At 53.1% G+C, this 3,046-nt stretch carries 2 protein-coding genes; both read right to left on the bottom strand.

What is annotated here, in order from left to right; translation table 11 throughout:
* The coding region (locus tag VKV29_RS00270; RefSeq protein ID WP_324199291.1) for a phytoene desaturase family protein at positions 1-1,020 on the bottom strand (1,020 nt) is incomplete at its 3' end.
* A complete protein-coding gene (locus VKV29_RS00265) occupies positions 1,020-2,561 on the bottom strand; it encodes an aldehyde dehydrogenase family protein (RefSeq protein ID WP_324199290.1) in 1,542 nt (513 codons plus the stop codon). The genes VKV29_RS00270 and VKV29_RS00265, both read right to left, overlap by 1 nt.
* Positions 2,562-3,046: the final 485 nt, after the last annotated feature.

Below are 3,046 nucleotides of genomic sequence, written 5' to 3'. Positions count from 1 at the left end.
CTCGGCATCGCTATCGGCAGAGAAGAAAAAGTTGTGGTGTTGAAGTTGGGGCCATGTGCGATTGCATCCGAGGTAGAGCACAATGCCGGAGCAGGCCGGCTCGAGTTGCTTTTGTCGTTTTGTGAGGTACGCTTTGGCTTCAGGGGCATCGAGGAGCCGAGCGAGTGTATGCACGATATCGGAGTTGGCAATAACGGCATCGAAACGCTCGAGTTGACCCCCTGAGGAGAGCACTCCGACGATCTTGCCGTCGGCGGTTTCGATGTGTTCGATGAAGGTGTTAAGGCGAATGTCCACTCCAAACTCATTACAGAGTCTGCTTAAAGCCCCGGCAATTTCTCCGGTACCTCCCATGGGGTACCAACATCCGAGGCCAATTTGAACCCATGCAATGAGGCAGAGAATGGCCGGGGCCACAAACGGAGAAGAACCCACATATTGTACGAAGTGTTCGAACAGCTGTGCAAGCCGTTCATCGCGGAAGTGCTTGCGGATTGCACCATGCATGGTGGTAAAAGGATCCATTTGAAGGGCAAGAAGAGCCGATTGCAGGTTCATCGGGCTGGCCGTCATCAGATCGTGCAGGCTGCCGTAAGGTTTCCAGTAGAACCACTGCTCCGCGATCGAGTTCATGCGATGGCTGTAACTAAGGAAACGGAGATAGTTGGCCACTTCCTGTGGTGCAAACCTCTGCAGTTCGGAGTTCATTCGATGCAGAGAGGAGTATAGGTCAATGTGAGAACCATCGGCGAAAAAAGCGCGCCATTGTGGATCAAGGGCAACGAGGTTAAGATAGTCTTCGTGGTGACGACCTACGGCAAGAAACAGGCGCTCGATTACTTCCGGTTTTGTTATGATGGTAGGGCCCATATCAAAGGTGAAGCCGTTGGCTTTCCAGACGTTCATCTTCCCGCCGAGATGGCTATTTTTTTCGTAGAGGGTTACGCGATGCCCGGCGTGCGCTAGGCGCACGGCTGCAGCTAAGCCCGCCAAACCGCCCCCAATAACTGCGATCCGCATTATCCATCACCTCGATGAGTGTTTTTAACAGATTGTCGGTGTTCTCTTCTCCAGCTTTCCACTGCGGTGAACAGAGAGAGAAGCCCTTTAAGGCGTATGTAGAACGAAGACGGGTTATAAAGATTTACAAACGAACGAAGTATTCGCACATTGGCGCCATAGTAAGGAAAAAGATGGTATCTCTGTTTTGAAGGGGACGTGACATGAACGGCCTTCCATATCAAAAACTCATCTAGGCCCTCGCGCCCGCGTTGCTTGCCAAAACCACTTAGACGCCATCCGCCAAAAGGGATTGCGGGGTTTGCGGCGACAAGCAGCTCCGCCTCGTTAATGGTGACGACTGCAGCCTGCAGTTGCTGAGCTAAGAGGAAGCCGTGTTTTCTATTTTTTGTCCAGACGCTGGCACCGAGGGTGAAGTTCGAGCGATTGGCGCGTTCCACTGCCTCCTCATCGTCACGAACGGATGCGACGGCGAGCACAGGCCCAAAGAGGTCTTCCTGCATCAGCACCATGTCGTCGGTGCAGTCGGCGACGAGCGTGGGGGCATAGAAGTAACCGGTACGTGGGAGGGTGTGTCCACCGGTAAGCAGCACGGCACCCTGAGCACAGGCTGCTTGAACCACCTGATGGAGGGAACGTCTTAGGTCTTCAGTGCGCAGAGGGGTAAGCTCTCGTTCGGGCTGCAGTCGCTCCATTTGTTGTTGGCAGAGAGTAAGGAACTCATGATAGCGTTGGTGATGAACGAAAATACGTTGCGGCGCGACGCAGCTTTGCCCTGCATTGCAACAGCGTGCCCACACAAGGCAACGTGCTGCAGACGGCAGGTCTGCACAGGCGGTTACGACGCTAGCATCATTGCCCGATAGCTCCATGACGGCAGGAATGGGGCCCTGTGCCAGTGTGGCAAGGATGGTGCGGCCTGTGGTTAAACTGCCCGTGAAGGCAAGCTTCTGTATGGCGCTTCGACAAAGAGATTGGCCTGTTAAGGCATCACCTATCACAAGAAAAACGGGGAGATCGGCCTGTTCAAAGCAGTTTTGCAGAGCGCAGGCCGAAGCGATGGCAAGCTCGGATGGCTTCCATACCACGGTGTTACCGGCTGCTAAAGCCCAGACAATAGGGGTTAGGTTTAGCCAGAGGGGATAGTTCCACGTGCCGATGACGCCAACGACGCCGTAGGGTTGGGGGTAGAGGTTTGTTTGACGGAGGCGACGGGGGCGAAGGAGTTGGGGAACCTGTTGTTCAAGCCATTTAAGGGCTGCAAGCGACGGCAAAATTTCGGCGCCGTAGACCTCCTGTAGCGGCTTACCGATCTCTTGATGGATGGTGGTTGCGAGCTGTTCTGCTTGAGCGGCCAGCACCGTGCGAAGTTGCCTTAGATAGCCGCACCGCTGGCGAGGCGACAGGCGTGACCAATGAGGCAGAGCGCTGTTCGCCTGAGCAACGGCGGCGGCGACCTCCTCTTCGGTTGCGCTGGGGTAGCAACCGATTGTCTGTTGGGTAAGCGGGGATATGGAGCGAATGATGCGCATTTCCGGCATAGATGAATTATATATTACCCTTCAATAATACGTTTCCTCTTCAGAGAAAGTGACTTGAAACGAGGCTTTAAAAATAAAAATGGCGGTCGGGGGGAACCGGCCGCCATCAAAAGGGGCGATAATGGGGTTTTCCGTTCTCTACGAGCACCTTTGCGAAAGATGCGGAGGCTCGCATCTTTGCAAGTTAGCGATGCTTCGTTTGAGGTGGAAAACGTCTTTTGATAAAGACAGAGATATTCTATCACCCTTGCGAGTGGCTGTCAAGTACTTTTTGGGGTTTTTGTAGGCACGAACCAAAATTTTTTCCGTTTTTCCTAAAAATAGGGGATATTTATGTATGATTGTTTTCCTAAAAATAGGGGATATTTATGTATGATTGGCACGCAAATTGCAGTAAGGATTCTGGTGCACTCTTTGTGAACGTGAGTTGTTGACGCTCCAAGAGTCCGCACTGAAAGTTGTGCAGGTCTTAGGAGTAACGGACA

Origin of the sequence: Chthonomonas sp. (assembly GCF_035294165.1) — a bacterium.
GTDB lineage: Bacteria > Armatimonadota > Chthonomonadetes > Chthonomonadales > Chthonomonadaceae > Chthonomonas.
This window is presented reverse-complemented; position numbering and strand designations above follow the sequence as displayed.